Source organism: Pantoea sp. NSTU24 (genome assembly GCF_050157905.1).
Classification (GTDB): domain Bacteria; phylum Pseudomonadota; class Gammaproteobacteria; order Enterobacterales; family Enterobacteriaceae; genus Pantoea.
In genome coordinates this window covers 1220287-1245659 of the sequence record NZ_JBKIWZ010000001.1, presented here as the reverse complement: position 1 = coordinate 1245659, position 25373 = coordinate 1220287, and the positions used below count along the sequence as shown (strand labels likewise).

Sequence of the window (25373 nt, the reverse complement as noted above, 5' to 3'; positions counted from 1 at the left end):
CGCGGACGCTGATCCACTCTTCAGCAACAGGCGCGGCTAAAAGCGTCATACCTTACTGGAGTTACTGATGCAGACGACCTCACCCATGACCCATCGCGCCAGGATTGGCGCTATTTTCCGTGTGACCTCCGGCAATTTTCTCGAACAGTTCGATTTCTTCCTGTTCGGTTTTTATGCCACCTATATCGCCCATACCTTCTTCCCGGCCAGCAGTGAGTTCGCGTCACTGATGATGACCTTTGCCGTGTTCGGGGCGGGCTTCCTGATGCGGCCAATTGGTGCCGTGGTGCTGGGGGCCTACATTGACAAAGTTGGCCGTCGCAAGGGGCTGATCGTGACGCTCTCGATCATGGCGGCAGGCACCTTTATGATCGTGCTGATCCCCTCTTACCAGAGTATCGGTCTGTGGGCGCCACTGCTGGTGCTGTTCGGCCGCTTACTGCAGGGCTTCTCTGCCGGTGCAGAGCTGGGCGGCGTCTCTGTCTATCTGGCCGAGATCGCCACACCCGGTCGCAAAGGTTTCTACACCAGCTGGCAGTCGGGCAGTCAGCAGGTCGCGATCATGGTGGCGGCGGCGATGGGCTTTATCCTCAACGCCGTGCTGGCAGAAAGTGCCATTCGCGAATGGGGCTGGCGTATTCCGTTCCTGTTTGGCTGCCTGATCGTGCCCTTTATTTTCGTGCTGCGCCGTAAGCTGGAAGAGACGCAGGAATTTAACAACCGCCGCAGTCATCCTGAGGTGCGTCAGGTGTTCCGCATTCTGCTGGGCAACTGGCAGGTGGTGATCGCCGGAATGCTGATGGTGGCGATGACCACCACCGCGTTCTATCTGATTACGGTGTATGCCCCAACCTTTGGTAAGAAGGTGCTGCTGCTCAGCGCGTCGGACAGTCTGCTGGTTACGCTGCTGGTGGCCATTTCAAACTTCATCTGGCTGCCAGTTGGTGGCGCACTTTCTGACCGTTTTGGCCGTAAGCCGGTTCTGGTGGCCATGACCCTGCTGGCAATGGCGACCAGCTATCCGGCGCTGAGCCTGCTGGCGGCGGCACCGGGCTTCTCGATGATGCTGGGCGTTCTGCTGTGGCTGTCGATGATTTACGGCCTCTACAACGGTGCCATGATCCCGGCGTTAACCGAAATCATGCCCGCAGAAGTGCGTGTGGCGGGATTCTCGCTGGCTTACAGCCTGGCAACGGCGCTGTTTGGCGGCTTTACACCGGTGATGTCGACCGGCCTGATCGAACTGACCGGGGATAAAGCCTCGCCGGGCTACTGGATGAGCTTTGCGGCTGTGTGCGCGCTGGGCGCCACGCTCTATCTTTATCGTCGTACCCGCAGTGTCGCATCACCTGTCCATGAAACAGTTAGCTAAGGAATGAAGATGAAACTGAAAAAGATCGCGTTGTACGCCGCCCTGCTGTCCAGCATGGCAGGCAGCGCTTCGGCGCAGGCCAGAGAGCTGACGGTGATGATCTCCGGCGGGTTTAAAGCGGCGTGGGATACCCTGTCGCCCCGCTTTGCCAGACAGGAAGGGATCACCATTAATACGGTGCCCGGACCGTCGATGGGTAAGACGCCGCAGGCAATCCCGGCGCGACTGGCGCGCGGTGAACCGGCCGATGTGGTGATCATGGTCGGTGATGCGCTGGGCGAACTGCAAAAGCAGGGAAAGACGCTGCCAGGCTCGCGGGTTGAACTCGCCGACTCCCGTATCGGTGCGGTGATTAAAAAGGGAGCGCCGCCGGTAAAGATTGGTACGGAAAGCGAGCTGCGCGCGACCCTGCTTAAAGCGCAGTCTATTGCCTATTCCGACAGCGCCAGCGGCAGATATGTCAGCAGCCAGCTGTTCAGCCGTCTGGGGATTGAGGATCAGGTCAAAGCGAAGGCGGTGAAGGTCGAGCGTATTCCGGTGGCCTCCGAAGTCGCCGCCGGAAAGTATGCCATCGGCTTCCAGCAGGTAAGCGAACTGCTGCCGGTTCAGGGCGTGACCTTTGTTGGTGAACTGCCGGACAAGGTGCAGTACACCACCCGCTTCGCCGGTGCGGTAGTCCGCCAGTCGGCCCAGCCGGACGAGGCGGCGAAGCTTTTACACTGGCTTGCCTCGCCCGAGGCACAGCAGGCGGTGCATGATAGCGGGCTGCACAGCGTGAAAGCGGCCGCCCCGGTTAAAGACGCTGATACTGTTCAATAATCAGGGCCTCCAGTTCGCTGGCGATATGCGACAGCGTCCGGCCATCTTTACGCAGCAGGCCTACGGTGCGTTTCACCTCCGGGTCGGTTAGCGGCACGGCTGTCAGCAGGGCGTGATCGTAATCAGGCATCGACATGGCGGGGACGGCAGCAATGCCCAGCCCCGCCTCTACCATTCCCAGCATGGTTGTGACATGCCGGGTTTCACAGACACAGGGCTTCTCTGGCACGATAGCCTGCAACGCCTGATCCAGCAGGTTACGGTTGCCGGAGGTTTTATCCAGCCCAATCCACTCAGACTGATAGAACGCCCGCCAGCTCAGACTCTTTTTGGTTGCAATGGGATGGTCACGCCGACAGGCGGCCACATAGGGGTCATCCATCAGCGGCTGGAAATGGACATCCGGCTGGGCGTGACCTGAAAAACTGATACCGAAGTCAGCCTGCCCGCCGATCACCGCGTCGTAGACATTGGCCGCACTGCTGTCGATCAGTTTGACCCGCACTCTGGGGTAGCGCGTCTGAAACAGCCGGATGATGCTGGGCATAAAGTAGTAAGCGGCAGACGGCACGCAGGCCACGGTAATCAGGCCCGTACGGGCTAAACTCACCTCACTGAGATCGGCCATCACCTCTTCAAAATCGGCCAGCAGCTTTTCCGATCGCTGCGCAAACGCATGCCCTTTCAGCGTCAGCGTAACCCGACGGGTCGTCCGCTCAAACAGTCTGATCCCCAGCGCGGTTTCGAGCTTATCTATCCGGCGGCTCAGCGCTGACTGAGAAAGGCAGATCGACTCCGCCGCCAGACGAAAATTGCCAAACTCCACCAGCGCGCGAAACGCGTAGAGATCGTTGAGATCGAAATTGACCGGCATAAATCCCTCTATCCGTTGTCTGTCAGCATCCTGACCTGATCCTGACGGCACGGGGGCGTACCGGGATTCAGGTCATAACAGCAAGGATATCATTGATGTCAGCACAGCTTATAGCAAGCAATTATCGCTTCGGTTTAACCTCATGCAGAAAACGGTCGGGATAATCGGCTGTAATGGCGTGCTGGCTGCTGTAACGGCCAGACAGCTTATAGCGGTTCAGGGCGATGCGGTCATAGGCGAAGTTGCTGATGGCCTCCGGAAAGTGACGCAGCACCGCCAGACCACGCCAGGGCGCCGGGAGATGCTGCATGACCCGAAACACCGCCTGTGCCCGCAGCCAGTGCTGATTACCGGCAATGTAGACAATGGTGCTGACGTTTTCTTCCGGCAGCCCGGCCCAGCGTAGCAGCGCTTTGCCCTGCTCGCTCTGCACCGAGGCAAAACGAACCTGTCGCGCCAGATGGTGGCGCAGCAGAAACTGAACCCAGCCATTGCAGAGCTTACAGACGCCGTCATAGAGCACGGCGCTTTCACCGGTTTGCAGATAGGGGGGTGATGACATCCTGCAGATCCTCACTTTTCAGATGATGCGCTGAAGTGTAGCGGGTTCTGCTGAGTTGCTGCTGCAGCCACTGGAAGACGGCCGCGTGATCCTGCACACAGGCGTTGACCTCACAGAGCGGACCCAGCGCCATCGGCCGCGCCCGTTGCGCCAGCTGGTACAGCTCCGGCAGATACTCCGCCCCCGGATGACCAGGCTGGCGCTGCGACAGCCGCGCCTGATAGCGCGCCACCGCAACGTCCGGCTCGATCCTGAGCCACAGCTCCAGCACCTCACCGACACCTGCCTGTTTCAGGCCCTGCTCCAGCAGCGCGCGCGGCTGGAAGCCAAACCAGGCATCGATAAGCCAGACAGGCGTGGCCGGCGACTGCCCGACAATATTCCAGATCGCCTGATACGCCGCGCAGCCCAGCTGGCGGTTACGCTGGCGGTCGACCGGCGCAAAACAGGTCATAAAGGGTTCTTTCAGGCTGTCGAGCGTCAGCACCGGCCAGCCAAAGTGGTCCGACAGCGCGTGCGTCAGGGTGCTTTTGCCAGACGCCGGAATGCCGTTCACCAGCACCACACGTTTAGGGGGAGTTTTCAGCGTCATAGGATGTCGATGACCTCCGCGACGCTACCGGCCTGACGGAGTCTGATCAGCGTCTGTTCATCCTCCAGCAGCGACACAATCGCCCGGATCCCCTCTTCGATATGCGCGTTACTGTCGCGGGCGCCAAACATAATCACAATGTCCGCCTTATCGCTACCGTCAAACGAAATCGGCTCATTCAGCAGGATCATGCTGAAACAGTCGCGAATAACCCCGGCTTCCGGTCGCGCATGGGGGATCGCGATCCCCTCTTCAAAGACATAGTAAGCGCCATGTGTCAGTGTATTGGCGATCACGGCATCAGAATAGGAGGCCGCCAGATATCCCCCGCTGACCAGCGGGGCCGCGGCCAGCGCGATAACCTGACGCCAGTCCGTGGCGTCAATCCCGATCTGGATCGCATTGGCCTCTTGCAATAACTGCTTAATCGTCATCAGCACTCCTTAAATCGACTGGCGAACCACGTTGCGCAGTTCATCGATTTTGACAAACAGCCCATCAATGTCATTGCGGTAGCGGCGGCTTTTGGCAAATAAACTCAATGCCCGGTTATATTCCAGCATTAACGCTTTTTGCGTGTCGCCATTTCGCGGATTCGTCGCCAGCTGCTGCTCCAGCTGCGTTATTTTCTCGCGACTGATCTCTGCCAGATGATCCTGCTGCTGCTCGTCAGCGGTGTCCACCGCCGCTGACTTTTTTAAAAATCCGAACATAGTCTCTCCTGTCCCCGGCTCTGTCGGGGTCACTTCGCGTAGAGGGAAGATAAAATTAACCGGACAGCGGCGACGCTGCACTTACCGGAATAACTGCATCTTTTCGACCAGCACATCGGTAACGGCGTCGTTGGCAGGAACCAGGAAATTGCGCACGCTGTCGTTGACTTTGCCTTTCTCAAAGGTGGATTTGCAGCGCGCCACCCACTGAACGTTCATCTCGGTGCCGACGTTCACCTTCTCGATCCCGCTGCTGACGGCCAGACGCATATCTTCGTCGCTGACCCCGGTGCCGCCGTGCAACACCAGCGGCGTGTGGGTCGCCGCGGTGATATCCGCCAGTCGCTGATGCTGAATGTGGGCTTTACCGGTGTAAAGACCATGCACGGTGCCGATAGAGATCGCCAGCATGTCGACGCCGGTCTCTTCAACGAAGCGGCGAGCATCTTCCACCGGCGTAAACGCGATGGCGTCCATTTCTACGCACAGACCATCTTCAGAACCGCCAATCGCCCCCAGCTCGGCCTCCACCGAGACATTGTGCGGGCGCGCCATATCAATCACCCGGCGGGTATTGGCGATGTTCTCCTCAATTGGCAGATGTGACCCGTCATACATCACGGAGCTGAATCCGGCATCGATCGCCGTCTGAATTGCCGCTAAATCGGAACAGTGATCGAGGTGCAGACAGGCGGGCACGTTCATGCTCTCTGACAGCGATTTAATGGCATCCACCAGCAGCTTATGGCCAAGATATTTCGCGGTACCGGTGGAGATCTGGATCATTAGCGGGCTGTTGGTTTTCTCTGCCGCTTTAAAGTAGGCGGGCAGCATCTCAAGACAGTGAAGATTGAACGAACCAACGGCTTTAAAGTCCCGCTGTTTAGCCAGCGCTAACAGGTCGGCGAAGTTATAAAGTTTCATGGATTTTTTCCTCCTGAGGATGGGTGGATTTACCGTTAACGAACCAGGCAATGGCGGTGACAAAGGCGATAAACAGCGCTACGAACAGCCAGTTATTCTGGAAAGCGTGGCCGAGCACCAGACCGGTACTGATGACGTCAGAATCACTGAAGGTCACGCCGGTGAAGCCATAGCTTTCCAGCATCGGCACCAGAATGGCGGGCAGAAGGGTGATAAACAGGCCGTGAACAAAGCCGCCGATCATCGCGCCGCGACGGCCGCCCATGGCATTGCCGAAGACCCCGGCTGTACCACCGGCAAAGAAGTTGGTCAGCAGCCCGGGCAGGATCATCGCCAGACCAAACATCGGGAAGACCAGCATGCCGACGATGGAGCCGAGTGTGGTGGCGAGGAAGCCCACAATCACCGCGTTTGGCGCATAGGGAAACATCACCGGGCAATCCAGCGCCGGTTTCGCGTCAGGAACCACGCGCATGGCGATACCGCGGAAAGCAGGAACCAGCTCGTTCAGCAGCAGACGCACCCCGCTGTAAAGCACGAATACCCCGGCTACGAACTGAATCGACTGCATAAAGGCGTACATCAGGTAGTTCATGCCATTGCTGTACTGCGCAATAAATGCCGGACCGGCCGCCACGGCGGGGATCAGATACATCGGCACCATCACCAGCGCCATCGACAGATAGGTATCCTGCAGAAACTTAAAGTTATCGGGCAGCTTCAGATCTTCGGTGGAGCGCGATCCTTTGCCGACGACTTTCGCCACTGCCGCCGTAACCAGATAGCCGATGGTACAGAAGTGTCCCAGCGCCACGTCATCCGAGTCGGTGATGCGGCGCACCACCGGCTGCGCCAGCGCGGGCATCACGACGGCCATAATCCCGCCGAACAGACCACCGGTAAGAATCAGCGGCAGGCCTGTAAGACCGGCTTTGTAGCCGATGACGGCACCAATCGTCGCCATCCACAGCAGCGCCTGTCCGGTGAGGAAGATGTACTTGAAGGGTGTGAGCCGTGCGATGACGATATTCACAATGAAGATCACCAGCAGCGTCAGCGCCACCTCCGAGCCCAGCTCGCGGTTGGCCAGCCCGGCAATGGCGGCAACATCAGTGATGTAGCCGCGCATCCCAAAACCGTGGGTAAATATCGTATTCAGGAAGGTCAGCGTACCAACGATAATATTGATACCCGCCATCATAATTAAGAAGCCGAGCAGCGTTTTAAAGGTGCCCTCCATCACCTTGCCAGCCGATTTTTTTTGCAACAGCAAACCAATCAGCGCAATAAAGGCGATCAGAATGGAAGCCTGCCCCAGCAGATCTTTGACCAGGAAGTCAATTACACTATTCATGAGCCGCGACCTTAAGATTATGTTCTTTTAAAAACGCCAGAATCTTCTGCTCAATTTCCGCTTTATCGGTGAGCCGGTTAAGAATAATGACCCGTTTAATCTGTTCCGGACTGGCGTCGGCATTTAAAACATCTGCAAAGGCTTTTTGCGTAAGAATCATGTCTGACTTAAAGGCATTTGCTTCAGAAATGGTGGTGTGATCGATATCCGCGTCGATTTCCAGTTTTTTTAATACGGCCTTCGCGCTCATTTCAATCGCGAAACTGGAACCTAATCCACAACCACAGACACATAATATTTTCAGCATGGTCTTTTCCCTCACAATATATTGAGTTGTTTAGCGAGTTTGTATTGGTGCCCGTCAATATCGACCAGGCGTTTCTGCATGCTTTTTAAATCAATCGGAATCGGTTTATTGCTGCCGTTAATAATGACCGCTTTATTCCGCATACCTGACTGAATACATCGCACCACTTCACTGGCCATAATGGTGCCCTGATAGATCTCCTCGCAGGTCGGGTCGCCATTGCGCAGCCCGTAGCCCAGGATCGTTTTACGGATGCGCACGCCAATCAGCGGCTCCAGCTGCCTGATCAAGGTGTCGATCGCGCCCTGAAAGCCCGGTGAATATTCCCGGGTGTAGCCCTCCGAGCAGAGAATGATGACGCTGTTTTGCTGCGCCAGCCGCTGTGTAATGCGCTGCGCCAGCTGAGGCAGCGGGATCTGGCACTCCGGGATCAGCGCAATATCGGCATTCGATTTAATAGCGGACTGCAGCGTTAATTCGCCGCAATAGCCGCCGAGTAACTCCAGCATAAATACCCGGCCCGGTAAGGCGCGCCCGGTATTACGGAGTTTTGCCACCTCTTTTAAAACCTGTTCGCAGGCAGTGGAGAAACCCAGAGTGTAATCGCTGCCAAAAACATCGTTGTCGATGGTCATGCCGACGCCAAAACAATTTACGCCCCACTCCGAAAGCGTATGCAGAAATTGCAGCGAGCCGTCGCCACCCGCCATCACTAATACATCAATCCGGGCGTTCTTTAGCTGGCGGGCAATAGTGTCATATTCACTGCGTACCAGTTTTTTCTGGGTGCGGCCTGACTGCATCACAGGAATTGAGGCGATGGAAAAATCGAGCAGATCGCGTTCGCTAATTTCACGGTGGTTATTTGCCAGCAGTCCGGGAATGCCGCCGTCAAATATCACCATTTCTGCCTGCGCCAGATGCCCTAACCGGAAAACAAAATTATTTATGCCGGTTACATCGCCGCCGCTGATCACCATTCCAATTCGCATTTTCCCGCTCCTCACTGGCCTCATCTGCTGAAGGTCATTCTTCCGGGAAGCGGGTCAGCTATTTGCAGGTGAGATCACACTTACGTGCGTTATTTTCCGGGCAGGCGTGTTGACAGCAGCAATACCAGGCCGTTATTTGTGAACGTAATCACATAATCCGATCGGACAGGGAGGTTTTCAAAATGAGGTAAATCAGTGAGTTAACGTAAAGCGCGCGCGCAGTGATGCGGGCCGTGGCGAACCGATAAACGGCATAGCATGTGATGTTACAAAATTGTGATTATGACCTCATTTTTCCCGGTTCTGCGGCCGGACGAGGGATAAAAAAAAGCGAAAGTGGCGTGAAGAGTGGTTTTTGGAGCAGTAGATTCGATGGAGGGGAATAAAAAAAACCGGGGCGCTACGGTCAACCGCCGCACCCCGACAGATTACTTCGCGTAGGCTTCAGTAGAGAGCGTCAGCGTCACGTCGTCACTGACGGCTGGGACGTATTTGTCCAGTTTGAAGTCAGAACGTTTGATGGTGCCGGTGGCATCAAAACCAATCGCCTGCTTTTTCACCATCGGATGCTCGCCCTGCTTGTTCAGCGTCGCGTGCAGCGTAACTGGTTTCGTGATCCCCTTCAGGGTCAGGTTACCTTCAACGTCGAACTTGTTGTCACCCTTTGCCACCACTTTGGTGCTGTGGAAGGTCGCGGTCGGGTATTTCGCGGTGTCAAAATACTCTGCGCCTTTAAACTCTTTAGTCAGCGCCGCAACGTGACTGTCGATTTTGCTGACCGGCAGGGTCACGTCAACGCGTGAGGCTTCCGGATGATCTTTGTCAAACACCAGCGTACCGGTTGCATCCGGGATGTCCGCAGTCGGATTTGAGAAGCCAAAATGGTTCCAGGCCACCACTACCGACGTATGCTCAGGGTTCAGCTGATAGTGCATTGCCTCAGCCTGAGACAACGGAGCATAGAGCGCGGCAACGGCTAACAGGGGCAGTGCAATACGTTTAACATTCTTCACAGTCAATTCCTTATGCGGACAAAAGTAGACTGAGTGTGGTCCAGTCTGGCATGAATAGACAGTGAAGAGATTTGTTGATAATTTTCAAATAAATTCAGCAACACAGGCCTGGCGCTATATGGCCGGGCCGCCGGTGAAAAGCACGCGCCAGCGACGGCGGTCCTGAATCAGGGTGCGATGCAGCTGCTGCAGATCTGCCAGGCTCAGCGCCTCGATCTGCGCCGCGTCGGGCTCTGCCAGACCATTTTCATGCCGCAGCCACGCCAGCGGCTGTTCCGCCTGCTGGCTCAGCAGCCGGGTTTTTATCCCCGCCAGATCTGCGTCCGCCAGGCTTTCCGTCAGGGAACGCAGAAACGTGCGGCAATAGCGCAACAGCGACAGCGGGCTGTAGTCGGGGGACTGCAGCGCAAACATCACGCCCTCCTGATCAACGCAGCGCAGATAGCGGCTGCTGACCACGTAACCCACAGGCTGCTCAACCCGATAGCGCTGGAAAAATCGCGGCTCATAAATCAGCGCCAGCGCACGCAGCGCCGTTATCAGCTCCGCCCGATACAGCGGGATAAACAGCAGCAGCGCATTGTCTTTGCTGCTATGCGGCAGGTGGGTCATACCGGTGCGGGCGGTCATGCGGGTCGGCGGTGTGGCAGGATTGACCGGCAGCGACAGCGCGCTCAGCCGCCGGGCAATCCGCGCATGCAACGCCGCGTTACCGCCTTTCAGGGCCGCCCGCCAGCAGAGCGGATTCACGTTCGCCGTAAACTGTCCGGGCAACTGCCGCAGCAGCGCACGGATAGCGATCGTTTCGGTTGCGGGGGGCTGACCGCACGCGGCGGGCTGCGCCATCACCGCAACAATCTGGCTCAGCGCCCAATCAGCGATCGCTTCGTCCGGCGGCAGCTGAAGCGTCAGTTGCCAGACGCTCTCCACTTCCTGCCAGCTGCCGTGACCGCCCTGATGACGCAGCGCGGCAAACCGCGGACGCAGCCGCCGCGCCAGATCGTCACCCGCCTCCGGGGAGAACGTTGACCAGAATTCAGGCCGCAGGATCAGCGTCGCCTCTCCCTCATCCGGCTGATGATGAGGCAGTGCCACCGCCTGTTCAGGCAGCGGCTCGGGTACAACCGCGCTGTCGAGCGGATAGAAAAAGAAAGTAGCCTCAGGCAGCGTTTCAGGCGTTGAAGGCTGCCAGGGCCTCAGCGCCAGGCTGAAACCCTGGGTCATCTGATTCTCTTCCACCGCTTCCGGGATGCAGCGCAGCAGTGTGCCCGGCGCAGTAATCAGTTTCTCCACCAGCGGCAGCAGTGCAGGCGGATTGTCATCCGGCGCAAAGCCGATCGCGCGCTGCCGTAGCTGCTCCATCGGTGACAGTGTCACGAATTGGCGCTGTGCCAGCTGGTGATAGTGCTGGTGCTGCTTTTCGCTGGTCTGCCGCAGCGCCACCAGATAACGATCGATCAGGTCATTGACCTGCTCCGGCTGAGCGGTATCGATGCCCAGTGCCAGCCAGACCGCCCCCCCGGCCTGATAGAGAATTTTCAGTTCCAGCGTCTCCGCCAGCGCCTGTTCACGCAGGGTGGCCAGCAGCGAACCGGGCGCTTCATCCAGCAGAAACTCACGCCACAACGTGACACCGTCACTACTGGTAAGCAGCCAGCTGCGCCATAGCGCGGCCGGTGAGCCGCCGAGCTGCCAGCGCGTCTTTTCTGTCAGCAGCGGCACGGGAATATCGCGCTGGAGAGCGCCAGGCGGCAGCGCCGCGACAAACTCACGCGCCAGCGCTTCGAGCTCCTCCAGCGGCTGGGGGCCCTGCAGCCAGAGACGCATATTGCCAGCGACATAGTAACGCTGATGAAACTGACGCAGCGCCCGCTGGAGCGCGGGCAGCTCATCGCCGAAGTGGGCGCGGCTGCCCACATGAAACTGCCGGAAGACTGAGTGGGATGCGACAGCATGCAGCAGTGCGGCGTCGATGCGGGAGGGCTGATGCTGCTGCAGAAGCTGATACTCCGCATCGATTACGGCCACCTCCTGCCCGATTGCCCGGTTATCAAGCAGCGGATGGGCAATCATATCCTGCAGGCGAGCCAGCCCGTCCGCCAGCTGCGACGGCGCGACTTCAAAAAAGAAAGCGCTATGACGCGCCAGGGTGGTGGCGTTGACCCGCCCGCCCTGCGCCTGAATCCACGGCATCAGCCGCCCCTCATCAGGCCAGCCGGTGCTGCCGGTAAACAGCAGATGTTCCAGCAGATGCGCCAGGCCGGGCCAGCGGTCAGGCTCGTCGTGACTGCCCGCATCCACCTGAATCAGCGCGGCGGACTGGCGGGCGTCGGCCTGCTGAACCAGTTCGACGTTCAGCCCCTCGATCACCAGACCGCGCGTCTTCATCAGAGATTCCGGGTTTTGTAGATCAGCTGCGAGTTGGTGCGGTTACGGAACTGCAGCTGACCAATTTTTATGTCGCTGCAATCCGCTTCGCGGCGTGCTTCAAGGATTTTGCCGTGATGCGGCGATTTGCTGCAGACCGGATCGGTGTTGTCGGCATCGCCCGTCAGCAGGAATGCCTGACAGCGGCAGCCGCCAAAATCTCTCTCTTTCTCATCACAGGAGCGGCACGGCTCCGGCATCCAGTCAAAGCCACGGTAGCGATTAAAGCCAAAAGAGTTGTACCAGATATCCTCCAGGCTCCGGGTCAGCACCGATGGAAACTCGACGGGTAGCTGGCGCGCACTATGACACGGCAGCGCGGTGCCCTCCGGCGTGACGCTGAGGAAGATCGCTCCCCAGCCCCCCATGCAGGGTTTGGGCCGCTCTTCATAATAGTCTGGCGTCACGAACAGCAGATTGGTCAGGTTTCCGCTGTCGCTCATCTGCTCACGATAGCGGCTGACCACCGCTTCAGCGCGGGCGATCTGATCACGCGTCGGCAGCAGCCCTTCGCGGTTGAGCTGCGCCCAGCCATAGAACTGACAGGTCGCCAGTTCCACATCATCCGCTTCCAGCTCGATGCAGAGGTCGATGATTTTGTCGATCTGGTCGATGTTATGGCGATGCAGAACGAAGTTGAGCACCATCGGATAGCCGTGTGCCTTGACCGCTTTCGCCATCTCCAGCTTCTGCTGAAAGGCTTTTTTCGAACCGGCCAGCGCGGCATTCAGGGTTTCATCGCTCGCCTGAAAGCTGATCTGGATATGATCCAGACCCGCCTCACTGAACGCCTCCAGCTTGTTTGCGGTCAGGCCGATACCCGAGGTGATCAGGTTGGTATAGAAGCCAAGATCGCGTGCCGCTTTAATCAGTTCGGGCAGATCTTTGCGGGTCAGCGGCTCGCCGCCGGAAAAACCGAGCTGCACGCTGCCCATGGCGCGCGCCTGGCGGAAGACCTCAATCCACTGCGCCGTGGTCAGCTCCTTCTCCTGCTGCGCAAAGTCGAGCGGATTGGAGCAGTAAGGGCACTGCAGCGGACAGCGATAGGTCAGCTCGGCCAGCAGCCAGAGCGGCGGATTCACGCCAGGTTTATGCGGGGTCACGGAACTGTATCCACTTCTGTTCATAGGCTGACTGCAGGAACTCAATGACATCCGGCCCGACGCCGCCCGCTTCCGGGAAGCGGCTGTCCAGCGTGGCGATAATCGCGGCGACATCCTGCTTACCATCCACCAGTTCAAGAATGGCGGCGGCGGTTTCGTTCAGTTTTGCCATCCCTTCGGGATAGAGCACCACATGGGTATCCTGCGCGGCTTCCCACTGCAGGCGATAGCCGCGACGAAACGCGACAATAGAGTTTTCGTTCATCTGTTATACCAGTCGGGTGGTGTGCCACGCCGCCTTGTCGGTGACGGTGTGATAAGGCGGACGTTTCAGCTCATAAGCCATCGTCATCGCGTCCAGCATGCTCCATAAAATATCGAGCTTAAACTGCAGAATTTCCAGCATGCGGTTCTGCGACGCTGCCGTGGTGAACGTTTCCAGCGCCAGCGCCAGGCCATGCTCCACGTCGCGGTTCGCCTGACCCAGACGGCTGCGGAAGTAGAAATAGCCCTCTTCTTTGATCCACGGATAGTGCTGCGGCCAGCTGTCGAGCCGCGACTGGTGGATCTGCGGCGCGAACAGTTCAGTCAGCGAGCTGCAGGCTGCCTCATGCCAGTTGGCACGGCGGGCAAAGTTAATATACGCATCCACCGCAAAACGTACGCCCGGCAGCACATGCTGTTCTGACAGGAGCGCTTCACGGGTCAGACCGACCGCCTCGCCCAGCCGCAGCCAGGCCTCAATGCCGCCCTCCTCGCCGTTGCTGCCGTCGTGATCAAGGATGCGCTGCACCCATTTGCGCCGGGTGGCCGGATCGGGACAGTTGGCCATGATCGCGGCATCTTTCAGCGGAATGGTGGTCTGATAATAAAAGCGGTTCGCCACCCAGCCCTGAATCTGTTCGCGCGTGGCCTGACCGGTATGCATCGCGATGTGATAAGGATGATGAATATGGTAGTAAGCGCCTTTATCGCGCAGCGCCTGTTCAAAAGCCTGCGGGGAGAGCGTTTCCGTAATCTGCATGATTTAGCCCTGAAGATGAATCGCCATTCCGTCCCAGCTCACCTCTATTCCCTGCGCCGTCAGGAACTGACGCTGCGGTGACTGCTCGTTGAGAATCGGATTGGTGTTGTTAATGTGGATCAGAATTTTACGTTTTGCCGGCAGCGACGCCAGCAGCGCCATCAGCCCCTGCTCTTCCGCCAGCGCCAGGTGGCCCATCGCCTTTCCGGTGTTGTGGCCCACGCCGGTGGTCAGCAACTCATCATCCTGCCAGACGGTGCCGTCGATCAGCAGGCAGTCCGCCTTCTGCAGCCACGGCAGAATCACCGCATCAGGTTCGCCCAGGCCTGGTGCATAGAGCAGCGTCTGACCATTAGCCTGGTTTTCGATAAACAGCGCCACGTTGTGGCCCGGTAGTGGCCGGTCGCGATACGGCGAATACGGCGGTGCATTGCTGATAATAGGAATCGCCGTGAAGCGCAGATCGCCGCAGACATCCACGCTGAACGGCGTCAGTGGCGCAATGGGCCGGTGCTGCAGACCGCCGTTCCAGTGAGAGAGCATCGGGAAAACAGGAAAGCCGCTGCTGAGATCGGCATGCACTTCCGGTGTACACCACACCTGGTGCGGGCACCCTTCGCGCAGGCTCAGCAGCCCGGTAGTATGGTCGATCTGACTGTCGGTCAGGATAATTCCACCGATCGCCGTGCCGCGCAGTACGCCCTGGCGGGTCAGCTCTGGCGTGTGCAGGATCTGCTGGCTGATGTCAGGCGAGGCGTTGCACAACACCCAGTCTGTGCCGTTATCGCTGAGAATTATGGATGACTGTGTGCGTAGCTGGGCCTGAATAGTGCCGTTTCGCACACCGTGGCAGTTGGCGCAGTTGCAGTTCCACTGCGGAAAGCCGCCACCTGCGGCAGAACCGAGGATTTTGATAAACATAGAGGAAAACCAGAAGTTGAAAAAATGCCCGCTCAGAGGGCGGGCAGAACGATTAACGGTTGGAGATGTAGAGAGTGACTTCCAGACCGAGACGCATATCAACGAAAGTTGGTTTTTTCCACATGAGTTATTTCCTCTTTATTAACAATATATTAGCTGCCTGGAATCAGCATTACCGGCGTTAAATGAGACCGTCATCACAAATTCCAGGCAGATGGTGCGCCAATGGCGCGTCAGGATCAAGCCCGGAACGTAAGGAAATTGTTATCACAGCCCGGTCAGATGTAAAACCCGCTGCCAGTTTCCCCATGCCAGTTTCTCTGTCAGTGTCTGATCATAGCCCGCTTCCTGGAAAGCAGCGAGCAATCGCGGCATTCCGCTGATATCGCCCAGCGCAGCCGGAGGAGTAATGCCATCAAAATCGGAGCCAAAAGCGACATGGTCACTGCCCATTATCGCCAGCAGGTGATCACAATGCTTAACAATTTCTGTCAATGGGGTGTCAGCGTCACGTCTGCCGTCGGCGCGCAGAAACGCATTGCCGAAATTGATGCCGACCAGACCGCCGCTGTCGCGGATCGCCCGCAGCTGATCGTCGGTCAGGTTGCGCGGCTGCGGACAGAGGGCGTGCGCGTTAGAGTGGCTGGCAACCAGCGGCCCGCGGAAGAGCCTGGCGGTATCGTGGAACGCCTGCAGGTTCATGTGCGACACATCAACCATCATCTTCAGCCGCGCCGCCTGCTCAATCAGTTTTTCACCGGCAGGCGTCAGGCCCGGGCCGGTGTCGGGTGAGCCAGGAAAGGTGCCGCTGACACCCTGACCAAAGCGGTTAGGCAGATTCCAGAAGGGCCCGATGCTGCGCACGCCCGCCTGCCAGAAAGCGTGCAGCTGTTCACCCTCTTCATCCAGCGCATCCGCGCCCTCGATGTGGGCCACCATCGCCAGCACGCCGGCGGCGCGGCAGGCGGCGATCTCATCCACGCTGCGGCAGAGGCGCGCCCGGCCGCCTGACTCATCGGCCAGCAGCTGCAGGATCTGCAGCTGCTGCCACATGATTGTCAGCGGTTCATAGGGTTCACTGGCGCGGTCCGGCACGGTCTGGGCAATGTAGGCCTGGGGCGGTACAAAAATCGCAAACAGTCCGCCGCCCATTCCGCCCTGCCGGATGCGGGAAAAATCGAGATGCCCCCGCTCAATCCCCTGATAAAACGCCTGCGCAGGCGCATCGCGATGATGCAGCCAGAGATTGAGCAGCAGATCGTTGTGACCATCGAAAATCAGCATAAAAGTTTATCCGGAGAAACAGCCGACCATGCTAACCCTGCCCGGCGGATTCATCAAACCCGGGCGCACACAGTGTGTTGTCACTTTTGCACGGCAGATTGTCACCCCCGCGTGCGCAGGCCGTGAGGCACAGCGGCAGACTGATAAAAAAACAGAGGAGAAACGCATGCTGACCCGACCCGCTGACAAATATCGTCCTTCGCCGCTGATTGACCTGCCCGATCGCCAGTGGCCTTCACACCAGCTCACACAGGCGCCGCGCTGGCTCTCTACGGACCTGCGTGACGGCAATCAGGCGCTGGCAGAGCCGATGGACCGCGAGCGCAAAATGGCGTTCTGGGATTTGCTGCTGCGCTGCGGCTTCCGTGAAATTGAAGTCGCCTTTCCGTCCGCATCGCAGACAGACTTTGACTTTGTCCGCGATCTGATTGAGCAGCAGCGTATTCCGCAGGATGTCACCCTGCAGGTGCTGACGCAGGCGCGTGAAGACTTAATTACCCGGACATTCGAGGCGCTGCAGGGCGCGCCGCGCGCCATCGTACATCTCTACAATGCCACCGCCCCGCTATTCCGCGAACGGGTGTTTAAACAGAGTAAAGCGGAGATTGTGGCGCTGGCGACGGCAGGCGCCGCGCAGATCCGGGCAGGTTGTGAGGCGCAGCCGGATACCCACTGGACATTTGAATATTCGCCGGAAACGTTCTGCTTTACTGAACCGGCGTTTGTGCTGAAAATCTGCGAGGCGGTCGCCGATGTCTGGCAACCCGATGCGCAGCGGCCGATGATCATTAATCTTCCCGCGACGGTCGAGGTCAATACGCCTAACGTTTACGCCGATCAGATTGAATATTTCTGCCGCCATTTCAGTCGCCGTGACGCCGTCTGCATCAGCGTCCATCCGCACAACGATCGCGGCACCGGTATCGCCTGCGCCGAGCTGGCCCTGCTGGCAGGCGCGGATCGGGTTGAGGGCTGCCTGTTTGGAAATGGGGAGCGCACCGGCAACGTCGACCTGGTGACGCTGGCGCTGAATCTTTACACTCAGGGGGTTTCGCCGCAGCTCGATTTCAGCCAGATGCATGAGGTTATCGAGGTTGTCACCCGCTGTAATCAGCTGCCGGTTCATCCGCGTCATCCCTATGCAGGCGAACTGGTCTTCACCGCCTTCTCGGGTTCGCATCAGGATGCCATCAAAAAAGGGTTCGCCATCCGCGCCGAACAGCAGGAGACAGTGTGGCAGATGCCCTATCTGCCGTTGGATCCGGCCGATATCGGCTGCAGCTATGAGGCGGTGATCCGCGTCAACAGCCAGTCGGGGAAAAGCGGTGCCGCCTGGCTACTGGAGCAGAATCACGGATTACAGATGCCGCGCGTGCTGCAGCAGGCGTTCAGCCAGTGTGTTCAGCAGGAAACAGACCGGCATGGCGGCGAGATGACCCATTACGCGCTGTGGCAGCTCTTCTGCCGCCACTACGGCGTGACACAGCCTGTGGTGGCTCTGCTGCGGGCGGAGAGTCAAAGTGACAGTGGCGGGCAGACGCAACTTCGCGCCAGCGTGCGCTGGCAGGGGCAGTCGCGGGCACTGAACGGCCACGGCAATGGCTGGCTGTCGGCGGCGGTCAATGCCCTGCGCAGCACGTTTGACCTGACTCTGACCATTGAGCACTATCATGAGCATACGCTGGGAAGACGCAGTGACAGTCGCTCCGTTGCCTATGTCAGCTGCGTGGACAGCCAGGGTAAGCGGGCCTGGGGCGTGAGTATCGATAACGATACGGCCCGTGCGGCCCTGCAGGCGCTGCTCAGCGCGGCGGGCCACTTTCTGACGGCGGAAAGTAGTCCGTCGGCGAAACACCCAGCAGACGACGAAACATCGCGCTGAATGCGCTGGGGCTCTCATAGCCCAGTTCCAGCGCCACCCGCAGCACCGTGTCGCCCTGCGCCAGCCGCGTCAGGGCGATCGCCAGGCGGGCACGGCGCACCCAGTCGCTGAACTGCAGACCGGTTTCACGCATAAAATAGCGGGCCAGGGTGCGGCCCGAGACATTCGCAAGCGTACTGGCACGCTGCAGCGTCCAGCTCTCACCGGGTGCCTCACGGATTTGCGCGCACAGCGCCTGCAACCGGGGGCTTTCCGGCGTCGGCAGGGCAAATGGCAGCACATCCATTCCCCGGATCTCATCCAGAATCAGTTCGATAATCCGCTCACTCCGGCTGCCTGCAGCGTAGGACGCTGGCAGGCTCAGCGCGCAGACAATCAGCTCACGCAGCAGCGGGGAGATTTGCACGACCTGACAGCTGGCGGGCAGATCGGCACGCGCCAGCGGATCGATAAACAGCGTTCGCGCCGCCACCTGACCGGTAATCTGCAGCGCATGCCGGGTAAAAGCGGGCAGCCAGACGCCGCGACTGGGCGGCACAATCCAGCTGCCATACGCCGTTTCGACCCGCACCACCCCACTCAGCGTATGGATCAGCTGCGCGCAGGTGTGGTGATGCCAGGGTTCGCTGGCACCGTGCGGATAATCGTGCGCCAGCGGCACCAGCGGACGCGACTGAAACGCTATGGGTTGCTGGCTCATTGCGCCCCAAGGTAGCGGTAAATCACCGCCAGATCCTCTTCACCGTGTCCGGCTTCCACCGCCTGCTCCCAGAGCCGGGCGATGTTGTCCAGCGCCGGCAGCGGCGTTTCTGCCGCATCCAGCGCCAGCCGCGCATCCTTCAGCGCCCAGACCAGATGCATCTGCGGCGTGTAGTCATCGCTGGCAATCATCCCGAGTTTCATTTTCGCATACGGCGCGGCCAGCGGACCGCCCTCCAGCACCTGCCAGAGATCGTCGGTGGAGAAACCAAACTGCTCCGCCAGCCGGGTGCTCTCGGCCAGACTCTGCATCAGGCCAATCAGCCAGCTGTTAATCACCAGCTTCATCCGGGTGCTTTTGCCCGCTTCGCCCAGCCACCTGGTGCCTTTACTGATGGCGGCAAACACCGCTTCTGCCGCCTGTGCCCGGCGCTGGTCACCGCTGGCGAGCACCAGAATCTGCGCGTTTTCTGCAGGCGCTTTGGTGCCGGAAACCGGGGCGTCGAGAAACAGCAGATCGGAGCGCTGGTCGGCGAAAAAGGCGATCAGCGCGTCGGTTTTTTCGACACCGATGGTACCCATCTGGCACAGGGTTGCCCCCTGTTTAAAGGCCGCTTTCGCCTTGTGCAGTACCTGCTCCGTGGTGTCACCGTCGGCAAGCATGGCGATCACCACATCCGCATCACGTACCGCCTCTTCAGGTGAATCAGCCAGGGTTAAACCGGCATCAAGCAGATCCTCACCGCGTGCGCGGGTGCGATTCCAGCCGTGAACGCGAAAGCCTTTTTTCAGCAGGTTAGCGGCAAATGCGTGCCCCATTGCGCCTAATCCCAGAACCGCGACTTCAGGTTGTTTCATGCTGACTCCCGTAAGTTGTTTCCTGGCATCCGATCAAATCGGACGCGTGGTTACTGCAAAAGATGGATTCCAGCCTGGCGGTAAACGGTAAAAAAATCCAGCCCGAAACGGTATACCCCGGCGCATCAAACCCTTACCATATCCGGCGATTGTTCCGGCTGGTTCATTCCAGCTCTTTTTTTCAGGCCACTCATAATGAAAATAATTTCTCTGCGCCGGGCAACGCTGCTGATGCTGCCCGCGCTCTTACCGCTGTCGCTGCAGGCGGCGGATGATAACAATACCCTGGTCGTCACGGCTGCTCCGCCGGAAAACGGGCTTAACGAACTCGACACCCCGGCGGCCCTGAGCGTGGTCAGCGGAGACGATATGCGTCAGGCCGCACCGCGCGTCAACCTGTCGGAAAACCTCAGTAGCGTGCCCGGTCTGCAGATCCAGAACAGGCAGAATTATGCCCAGGATCTGCAACTGTCGATGCGCGGCTTTGGCTCACGTTCAACCTACGGCGTGCGCGGATTACGCATTTACGTGGATGGCATCCCGGCCACCATGCCGGATGGCCAGGCGCAGACCTCCAACATCGACATCGGCTCAATCGATCATGTCGAAGTCCTGCGCGGTCCCTTTTCGGCGCTCTATGGCAACGCCTCAGGCGGCGTTATCAACGTGACGACTCAGCAGGGGCAGCAGCCCCCCTCACTGGAATACAGCAGCTGGTACGGCAGCTACGGCAGCTGGCGCAACAGCGTCAAAGCCAGCGGCGCGACGGGCGATGGCACTCACGCCGGCGATGTGAACTACACGGTGTCGGCCTCACGCTTTACCACGCACGGCTACCGGGATCACAGCGCCGCGCAGAAGAATCTCGGTAATGCCCGGCTTGGCGTGCGGATAGACGATGTCAGCACCCTGACCCTGCTGTTTAACAGCGTGCACATCGACGCACAGGATCCGGGCGGATTAACCGAGGCGCAGTGGCGGGATAACCCGCGTCAGGTGGTGAGTAACGTTTCGCTCTACAATACCCGCAAAACGGTCGATCAGACCCAGGGCGGCCTGCGTTATCAGCGCCAGATGAGTGAGAATGACGACCTCAGCGTGATGCTCTATGCGGGTATGCGTGAAACCACACAGTTTCAGTCGATTCCCGCCGCCGTTCAGCGCAACCCCGCACATCCCGGTGGCGTAATTGCGCTGACCCGCCACTATCAGGGGGTCGACAGCCGCTGGACCCATCGCGATACGCTGCTGTCGGTCCCGGTGGCAGTGACTGCCGGACTCGATTACGAAACCATGAGCGAACGCCGTAAGGGCTATGAAAACTTCACCGTCAGCAACGGGGTAACGCAGCTGGGCGAACAGGGCAACCTGCGCCGTAATGAGCGCAACCTGATGTGGACGCTGGACCCCTATCTCCAGACCGGCTGGCAACTGACCGATAAACTGTCGCTGGATGCCGGTGTGCGCTTTAGCACCGTGAACTTTGACTCCAGTGACTTCTATATCCGGCCCGGAAACGGCGACGACAGCGGTGAAGCGCGTTATCACAAGTGGCTGCCCGCGGCGGCACTGAAATACGCCTTTGATCCCAGCTGGAATGCATGGATCTCCGCCGGGCGCGGCTTTGAGACCCCGACCATCAACGAACTCTCCTACCGTTCAGACAATGCCACGGGCCTCAATCTGGGTCTGAAACCCGCCACCAGCGACACACTGGAGATTGGCAGCAAGAAACGCATCGGCAACGGTCTGGTCAGTGCCGCACTGTTCCAGACCGACACCCGCGACGAGATTGTGGCAGATGCCAGCAGCGGTGGGCGGACCACCTATAAGAATGCCGGCCAGACCCGCCGCCGCGGCTTTGAGTTAAGCCTGGATCAACAGTTTGCCTGGGACTGGCGGCTGAAACTGGCCTATACCCTGCTGGATGCGCGCTATCGCAGCAACGCCTGCGGCAGTGAGAGCTGTGACGGCCACCGGCTCCCGGGCATCGCCCGCAATATGGTTTACGCCGGGCTGGGTTATCTGCCGGAAACAGGTTTCTACGCGGGCAGCGAGGTACGCTATCTGAGCCAGATCGCTGCGGAAGATCAGAACCGGGTAAACACGCCTTCTTATACCGTCGCCGCGCTGAACAGTGGTTACAAATGGGAAGTTGAGAACTGGACGCTGGATCTGTTTGGCCGCGTCGATAACCTGTTTGACCGCCACTATGTGGGGTCGGTGATCGTGAATGAGAGCAACGGACGCTATTTCGAATCTGCGCCGGGCCGTAATTACAGCGTGGGTGCCACGTTGAGTTACGCGTTTAACTAAATTATTGATCCAGAAAAGGGTGCAGCAGCGCCCTTTTATTTCCCCTCTCTTTTCCTCCCCATTGAAAAACGCCTTCTGAATTAATTAAACCATTAAATAAAATCATCAAAAAAACATTCAGAACCTTTATATCATTTCAAAACACATTCTCTTTTTATAATAGGAAAATGAGCAGTCCGCCATTTTAATCAGAATAGCTCCTGTACTTTCCTGATAAATTATTCGCGGGTTAAAAAGCTAATCCTGTGACGGACTGCGTTTATCGCAGTCTTAACAGGCACTGATGCGATACAGGGAGTGTTAAATGAGGAAACTAACCAGGCGTCATATCACACCACTGGCGTTATTCACCGGGTGCGTCCTGAGTGGTGGAGTGGCAGGAAAAAACATCGGAAGCCAGTCAGGGAACAATATTACGCTGGAAGATGGCGATATTCTGACAGGCGATAAAATTTATCAGACCGGCATTTATGGGGTGTTTAATCCGCTTGATAAAACAGGCGTAATTAACCTGGGGCGTCACGTGTTTATTTCCGTCAGCGATCCCGATTCTTATGCTCGCGGTGTGGAAATCATGGGTAATGAGAGCCAGGTAATGGCAGAGGCGCTTACCCTTAACGTCAATGGCCAGCGTGCTTCAGGCATAAACATTAATGCTGAAAGGGTAACTGCTGACCTGGGTACGGGAACGACAGTTAACGTGACCGGAACCGAAAACTTATTCGCCAGTGGGGTAAGAGTGGCGTATGGATCATCGCTGAAGGCCGATGCTCTCTCAATCACCACCTCTGGCAAATATGGTACCGGTCTCGCGGTTGCTAATCATGGCAGCAGCGCTGAACTGGGCAGCGGCAGCATCATTTCAACAAACGGCGAGATCAGTCCCGGTATCTTAATTGATTCACTCAATGGTAAACCCTCATCAACGCAGACCTTTCTGAATGCGGATCAGCTTAGCATTACCACAACAGGTTCTTTTTCAAATGGCCTGGAGATGCAGGAACATACCCGGGTAAATCTGGGCAAAGGCAGTCGTATTACGACGACCGGCGAGGGTTCATCAGGCATCTGGAACTTTGGTGATCTTACGGCAGAGAATCTGACCCTTGCGACTTCGGGCAAAGCGGCCAACGGCCTTGAGGTCCGCTTAAACGGCGTCGCAAATATTGGTCCTGACAGCCATGTCACAACGTTACAGGCGGGAGGGATTGTTGCCAGTGGTATGGCTACCACAATTAATTTTAAAGGCTCCGCCGACAAACGTAATACAATCAATACAGCGACTTCCTATGCCGCCTCTGCACAAATAGCGGGATCGAAGGTCAATATTGAAGAAACCGATATTACCAGCGGTGACGTCGCACTACTGGCTTTACTTTCCGGAAGTCTTTCAGCAAAAAACATCACTATTAATAATAGCGCCACAAAAAATGCCGCCGTTATTGCCATGGCGAATGGGACGGCCAGCTTAACGGGCGATGTGACCATTATACTGCCCTCACCGGATCAACTGGCTATTGCTACGCAATATAACAAAAACTATCTGCCAGGAAGTATAAGCGCAGATGGCAGGCTGAATATAAAGGGATCTGTATACGCTAATGGCGGTAAAATTGACTTAACGCTGCAGCCTGACTCTGTCTGGGAGGGCCGCGCATTCAGTGATAATATTGATGGTGGTTATCTCAATGCCACATTAAATAGCAGCACATGGAATGTAAGCGACACCTCTAATCTCGATGGATTGAATCTGACAGACAGCAAAATTGATTTTAACCAAGTGGCATCCCAGACGGATTTCACTACGTTAACCGTCGGGGACTTAACCGGAAACGGCGATTTTTTAATGCGCGTCGGTCTGGCTGGCGACGGTGTGAATGACAAAAGCGATAAGCTGGTGGTGACGCATAGCAGCGCAGGAAATCATACTGTCTCTTTTGTGAATCAGGGATCGCAGTCAGCAACGGGCAATGAACAGATTACGGTTATTGAAACCCCCGATGGCAAAGCAAACTTCACTGCCAACGCTGAGATTGAACTTGGCGGATATCTCTATTCGTTACGCAAAGCGGGTACGGACTGGAAACTCGCTGCTTCCGGCTCCGTGTCAGAACCGGCGATGATTTCCCCCTCACAGCAGGAACCCATCCCTGCACCCGCACCGGCGGAAAAACAGGCGCCTGATACTCCCCCGCAGCAGGCATCTGAACCTGCACCCGCACCGGCAGAAACACAGGCGCCTGACGCCACTCCGCAGCAGGTATCTGAGCCAGCACCCGCACCAACAGAAACACAGGCGCCTGACGCCACTCCGCAGCAGGTATCTGAGCCAGCACCCGCACCTGCGGCGCAGCAGATAGCCGGAGCGGCGACAGCGCCCGTTTCGGGCCGAAAAGATCAACGTCTTACTACCACCGCTAATGCCGGAGGAAATTTCCTGCATGTCAGTTATCTGATGAACCTCGCCGAAACGCAGCCGCTCCTTCAGCGGCTGGGTGAAATCCGCAACAATCACAGTCAGGGCAACGTCTGGGTGCGGGGTATTGACGGTAAGATGAACGCTTCTTCTGCCGGAAAACTCGATGGCTTCAGAATGCATTACAGCGGTTTTCAGTTTGGTGCTGACAAAAATCTGTCTGAGAGCAAACAGATCTATGGTGGTCTGTTTATGGGCATCAATCACGCCTCACCACACTATCGCGGTGGCAGGGGCACTGTCAGGTCAGAATATGGCGGGGGCTATCTGACCTGGGTAACTGAAACAGGTTTTTATGTTGACCAGGTGCTGAAAATTAACCGCATCAGCAACCAGTTCGGGGTTAAGGACAGTCAGCAGAATCCGGTGTCCGGTCAGGCAAAATCCTCCGGTATTACCGTTTCGACAGAAGTGGGACAGCGTTTCAGCTTTTCGCCTGACGAACAGGGCTTGTACCTGGAACCTCAGGCACAAATTACGCTGGCTCACCAGAAAAGTGCGCAAACCCGTGCCAGTAATGGTCTTGCCATTCATTTTGATCACTATCATTCGGCTTACGGACGAATCAGCACCCTTGCGGGATTCAGCCAGACGCAAGGAGATATCCATTATGATGCCTATATCAAAACAGGACTGGAGCGTGAATTTTCAGCCAGAATGCGTTACACACTCAACGGCTCCGCTGAAAGTGCGGATTACAGTGGAAATGGCTGGAATAATGGTTTGGGCATCACCGCGCGTTTCCGCAACACGCATCATCTTTATCTGGAAGCAGACTTAACGCGGGGTGAACGCGTTGACCAGCGCCGCATTAACGCAGGTTATCGGTTTAGTTTCTGATCGGTAAAAGCCGCCTTGCAA

General features: G+C 57.7%; 23 protein-coding genes and 1 pseudogene. 5 read left to right on the top strand and 19 right to left on the bottom strand.

Features of this window, described 5'->3' with window-relative positions; genetic code table 11:
- Positions 1–64 precede the first annotated feature (64 nt).
- The gene (locus tag ACLHDD_RS06115; protein ID WP_427105179.1) at positions 65–1372 is read left to right on the top strand and encodes an MFS transporter; all 1308 of its coding nucleotides are present in this window, start codon (positions 65–67) and stop codon (positions 1370–1372) included.
- A 9-nt stretch (positions 1373–1381) separates the two neighbouring features.
- Positions 1382–2191 carry an extracellular solute-binding protein gene (locus ACLHDD_RS06110; RefSeq protein WP_427103369.1) on the top strand — a complete coding sequence of 270 codons (810 nt, stop codon included), beginning with the start codon at positions 1382–1384 and terminating at the stop codon, positions 2189–2191.
- On the opposite strand, the gene ACLHDD_RS06105 is transcribed toward ACLHDD_RS06110, so the two are convergent.
- The 17 genes from ACLHDD_RS06105 to ACLHDD_RS06025 form a co-directional block, all read right to left on the bottom strand.
- Entirely contained in the window at positions 2166–3065 is a 900-nt protein-coding gene (locus ACLHDD_RS06105; RefSeq protein WP_427105178.1) for a LysR family transcriptional regulator, read from the bottom strand. The two genes, ACLHDD_RS06110 and ACLHDD_RS06105, sit on opposite strands and share 26 nt — an antisense overlap.
- A gap of 121 nt (positions 3066–3186) precedes the next feature.
- Positions 3187–3627 (bottom strand): thiol-disulfide oxidoreductase DCC family protein, encoded by a 441-nt coding sequence (locus tag ACLHDD_RS06100; protein ID WP_427103368.1) that lies wholly within the window; start codon positions 3625–3627, stop codon positions 3187–3189.
- Complete coding sequence (locus ACLHDD_RS06095) at positions 3596–4219, bottom strand: AAA family ATPase (protein ID WP_427103367.1); 624 nt, start codon at positions 4217–4219, stop codon at positions 3596–3598. The genes ACLHDD_RS06100 and ACLHDD_RS06095 overlap by 32 nt, the downstream gene beginning before the upstream one ends.
- Positions 4216–4653 (bottom strand): PTS sugar transporter subunit IIA, encoded by a 438-nt coding sequence (locus ACLHDD_RS06090; RefSeq protein ID WP_427103366.1) that lies wholly within the window; start codon positions 4651–4653, stop codon positions 4216–4218. Before ACLHDD_RS06090 ends, ACLHDD_RS06095 begins: the two co-directional genes overlap by 4 nt.
- Before the next feature lie 9 nt (positions 4654–4662).
- On the bottom strand, positions 4663–4932 hold the full coding sequence (locus ACLHDD_RS06085; RefSeq protein ID WP_427103365.1) for a hypothetical protein: 270 nt from the start codon (positions 4930–4932) through the stop codon (positions 4663–4665).
- An 81-nt stretch (positions 4933–5013) separates the two neighbouring features.
- Positions 5014–5856, bottom strand: a complete 843-nt coding sequence (locus ACLHDD_RS06080; protein WP_427103364.1) for a class II fructose-bisphosphate aldolase — start codon at positions 5854–5856, stop codon at positions 5014–5016.
- Positions 5843–7210 (bottom strand): PTS sugar transporter subunit IIC, encoded by a 1368-nt coding sequence (locus tag ACLHDD_RS06075; protein ID WP_427103363.1) that lies wholly within the window; start codon positions 7208–7210, stop codon positions 5843–5845. The genes ACLHDD_RS06080 and ACLHDD_RS06075 overlap by 14 nt, the downstream gene beginning before the upstream one ends.
- A complete protein-coding gene (locus ACLHDD_RS06070; RefSeq protein ID WP_128086730.1) occupies positions 7203–7517 on the bottom strand; it encodes a PTS sugar transporter subunit IIB in 315 nt (104 codons plus the stop codon). The genes ACLHDD_RS06075 and ACLHDD_RS06070 overlap by 8 nt, the downstream gene beginning before the upstream one ends.
- A gap of 11 nt (positions 7518–7528) precedes the next feature.
- Entirely contained in the window at positions 7529–8509 is a 981-nt protein-coding gene (locus tag ACLHDD_RS06065; protein ID WP_427103362.1) for a 6-phosphofructokinase, read from the bottom strand.
- Between the two features lie 428 nt (positions 8510–8937).
- The gene (locus tag ACLHDD_RS06060; RefSeq protein ID WP_128086732.1) at positions 8938–9522 is read right to left on the bottom strand and encodes a YceI family protein; all 585 of its coding nucleotides are present in this window, start codon (positions 9520–9522) and stop codon (positions 8938–8940) included.
- Positions 9523–9636: 114 nt separating this feature from the next.
- Positions 9637–11910 (bottom strand): pyrroloquinoline quinone biosynthesis protein PqqF, encoded by a 2274-nt coding sequence (pqqF, locus tag ACLHDD_RS06055; RefSeq protein WP_427103361.1) that lies wholly within the window; start codon positions 11908–11910, stop codon positions 9637–9639.
- Entirely contained in the window at positions 11910–13076 is a 1167-nt protein-coding gene (pqqE, locus tag ACLHDD_RS06050) for a pyrroloquinoline quinone biosynthesis protein PqqE (protein ID WP_427103360.1), read from the bottom strand. Before pqqE ends, pqqF begins: the two co-directional genes overlap by 1 nt.
- Positions 13039–13317 carry a pyrroloquinoline quinone biosynthesis peptide chaperone PqqD gene (gene pqqD / locus ACLHDD_RS06045; RefSeq protein ID WP_128086757.1) on the bottom strand — a complete coding sequence of 93 codons (279 nt, stop codon included), beginning with the start codon at positions 13315–13317 and terminating at the stop codon, positions 13039–13041. Before pqqD ends, pqqE begins: the two co-directional genes overlap by 38 nt.
- A gap of 3 nt (positions 13318–13320) precedes the next feature.
- Positions 13321–14076, bottom strand: coding sequence for a pyrroloquinoline-quinone synthase PqqC (gene pqqC / locus ACLHDD_RS06040; RefSeq protein ID WP_427103359.1), 756 nt, complete (start codon positions 14074–14076; stop codon positions 13321–13323).
- Positions 14077–14079: 3 nt separating this feature from the next.
- On the bottom strand, positions 14080–14997 hold the full coding sequence (gene pqqB, locus ACLHDD_RS06035; protein ID WP_427103358.1) for a pyrroloquinoline quinone biosynthesis protein PqqB: 918 nt from the start codon (positions 14995–14997) through the stop codon (positions 14080–14082).
- A 52-nt stretch (positions 14998–15049) separates the two neighbouring features.
- Complete coding sequence (gene pqqA, locus ACLHDD_RS06030) at positions 15050–15121, bottom strand: pyrroloquinoline quinone precursor peptide PqqA (protein WP_010245082.1); 72 nt, start codon at positions 15119–15121, stop codon at positions 15050–15052.
- Between the two features lie 143 nt (positions 15122–15264).
- A complete protein-coding gene (locus ACLHDD_RS06025; protein WP_427103357.1) occupies positions 15265–16281 on the bottom strand; it encodes a dipeptidase in 1017 nt (338 codons plus the stop codon).
- 166 nt (positions 16282–16447) lie between these two features.
- Between ACLHDD_RS06025 and leuA the strand changes: the two genes are divergently transcribed.
- Complete coding sequence (leuA, locus tag ACLHDD_RS06020) at positions 16448–18163, top strand: 2-isopropylmalate synthase (protein ID WP_427103356.1); 1716 nt, start codon at positions 16448–16450, stop codon at positions 18161–18163.
- Here the strand turns inward: leuA and ACLHDD_RS06015 are convergent.
- Together ACLHDD_RS06015 and ACLHDD_RS06010 are read right to left on the bottom strand one after the other, a co-directional pair.
- The gene (locus tag ACLHDD_RS06015; RefSeq protein ID WP_427103355.1) at positions 18084–18863 is read right to left on the bottom strand and encodes an AraC family transcriptional regulator; all 780 of its coding nucleotides are present in this window, start codon (positions 18861–18863) and stop codon (positions 18084–18086) included. The two genes, leuA and ACLHDD_RS06015, sit on opposite strands and share 80 nt — an antisense overlap.
- Positions 18860–19732: pseudogene (locus ACLHDD_RS06010) on the bottom strand (NAD(P)-dependent oxidoreductase); the annotation flags it as partial. The pseudogene ACLHDD_RS06010 and the gene ACLHDD_RS06015, both read right to left, overlap by 4 nt.
- Before the next feature lie 183 nt (positions 19733–19915).
- Between ACLHDD_RS06010 and pqqU the strand changes: the two are divergent.
- On the top strand, positions 19916–22036 hold the full coding sequence (pqqU, locus tag ACLHDD_RS06005; protein WP_427103354.1) for a TonB-dependent receptor PqqU: 2121 nt from the start codon (positions 19916–19918) through the stop codon (positions 22034–22036).
- Positions 22037–22340: 304 nt separating this feature from the next.
- Positions 22341–25352, top strand: coding sequence for an autotransporter outer membrane beta-barrel domain-containing protein (locus tag ACLHDD_RS06000; RefSeq protein ID WP_427103353.1), 3012 nt, complete (start codon positions 22341–22343; stop codon positions 25350–25352).
- The last annotated feature ends 21 nt before the right edge of the window (positions 25353–25373 follow it).

Coding starts and splice junctions, on each gene's coding strand:
- ACLHDD_RS06015 (WP_427103355.1), bottom strand. CDS start 18,863: ATGAGCCAGCAACCCATAGCGTTTCAGTCGCGTCCGCTGGTGCCGCTG.
- pqqF (WP_427103361.1), bottom strand. CDS start 11,910: ATGAAGACGCGCGGTCTGGTGATCGAGGGGCTGAACGTCGAACTGGTT.
- ACLHDD_RS06070 (WP_128086730.1), bottom strand. CDS start 7,517: ATGCTGAAAATATTATGTGTCTGTGGTTGTGGATTAGGTTCCAGTTTC.
- pqqB (WP_427103358.1), bottom strand. CDS start 14,997: ATGTTTATCAAAATCCTCGGTTCTGCCGCAGGTGGCGGCTTTCCGCAG.
- pqqU (WP_427103354.1), top strand. CDS start 19,916: ATGAAAATAATTTCTCTGCGCCGGGCAACGCTGCTGATGCTGCCCGCG.
- ACLHDD_RS06000 (WP_427103353.1), top strand. CDS start 22,341: ATGAGGAAACTAACCAGGCGTCATATCACACCACTGGCGTTATTCACC.
- ACLHDD_RS06090 (WP_427103366.1), bottom strand. CDS start 4,653: ATGACGATTAAGCAGTTATTGCAAGAGGCCAATGCGATCCAGATCGGG.
- ACLHDD_RS06110 (WP_427103369.1), top strand. CDS start 1,382: ATGAAACTGAAAAAGATCGCGTTGTACGCCGCCCTGCTGTCCAGCATG.
- ACLHDD_RS06080 (WP_427103364.1), bottom strand. CDS start 5,856: ATGAAACTTTATAACTTCGCCGACCTGTTAGCGCTGGCTAAACAGCGG.
- leuA (WP_427103356.1), top strand. CDS start 16,448: ATGCTGACCCGACCCGCTGACAAATATCGTCCTTCGCCGCTGATTGAC.
- ACLHDD_RS06105 (WP_427105178.1), bottom strand. CDS start 3,065: ATGCCGGTCAATTTCGATCTCAACGATCTCTACGCGTTTCGCGCGCTG.
- pqqE (WP_427103360.1), bottom strand. CDS start 13,076: ATGAACAGAAGTGGATACAGTTCCGTGACCCCGCATAAACCTGGCGTG.
- ACLHDD_RS06075 (WP_427103363.1), bottom strand. CDS start 7,210: ATGAATAGTGTAATTGACTTCCTGGTCAAAGATCTGCTGGGGCAGGCT.
- ACLHDD_RS06025 (WP_427103357.1), bottom strand. CDS start 16,281: ATGCTGATTTTCGATGGTCACAACGATCTGCTGCTCAATCTCTGGCTG.
- ACLHDD_RS06095 (WP_427103367.1), bottom strand. CDS start 4,219: ATGACGCTGAAAACTCCCCCTAAACGTGTGGTGCTGGTGAACGGCATT.
- ACLHDD_RS06085 (WP_427103365.1), bottom strand. CDS start 4,932: ATGTTCGGATTTTTAAAAAAGTCAGCGGCGGTGGACACCGCTGACGAG.
- pqqC (WP_427103359.1), bottom strand. CDS start 14,076: ATGCAGATTACGGAAACGCTCTCCCCGCAGGCTTTTGAACAGGCGCTG.
- ACLHDD_RS06100 (WP_427103368.1), bottom strand. CDS start 3,627: ATGTCATCACCCCCCTATCTGCAAACCGGTGAAAGCGCCGTGCTCTAT.
- pqqD (WP_128086757.1), bottom strand. CDS start 13,317: ATGAACGAAAACTCTATTGTCGCGTTTCGTCGCGGCTATCGCCTGCAG.
- ACLHDD_RS06065 (WP_427103362.1), bottom strand. CDS start 8,509: ATGCGAATTGGAATGGTGATCAGCGGCGGCGATGTAACCGGCATAAAT.